Origin of the sequence: Caballeronia sp. INML2, from assembly GCF_023631365.1 — a bacterium.
GTDB classification, from domain to species: domain Bacteria; phylum Pseudomonadota; class Gammaproteobacteria; order Burkholderiales; family Burkholderiaceae; genus Caballeronia; species Caballeronia turbans.
Genome location: NZ_JALQDH010000231.1, coordinates 1 through 365 on the forward strand (window position 1 = coordinate 1; position 365 = coordinate 365).

At 65.8% G+C, this 365-nt stretch carries 1 protein-coding gene; it reads left to right on the forward strand.

Annotated features, from left to right (window positions below):
* The coding region (locus tag NCT32_RS37135; RefSeq protein WP_250491577.1) for an IS3 family transposase at positions 1–365 on the forward strand (365 nt) is incomplete at both ends.

Genomic DNA, 365 nt, shown 5'->3' on the forward strand with positions numbered 1-365 from the left:
GCGTTCATCGACGAGCATCGCGACGTCTACGGTATCGAGCCGATCTGCCGCCTGCTGCCGATCGCGCCGTCGACGTATTACCGGCACGCCGGGCGGCGCAACGATCCGGAGCAATGGCCGGCCCGAGCGCGTCGCGATATTGAACTGAAGGCCCTCATCCGGACGGTCTGGGACGAGAACTTTGGCGTGTATGGAGTGCGCAAGGTCTGGCGCCAGTTGTTGCGCGATGGCGTGAAGGTCGCGCGCTGCACGGTTGCGCGCCTGATGAAGGTGATGGGCCTCGAAGGTGTGCGGCGTGGGCGCCGGATCAAGACGACGCAGCGCGACGATGAGGTGCCGTGCCCGTTGGACCGGGTCAAACGTCA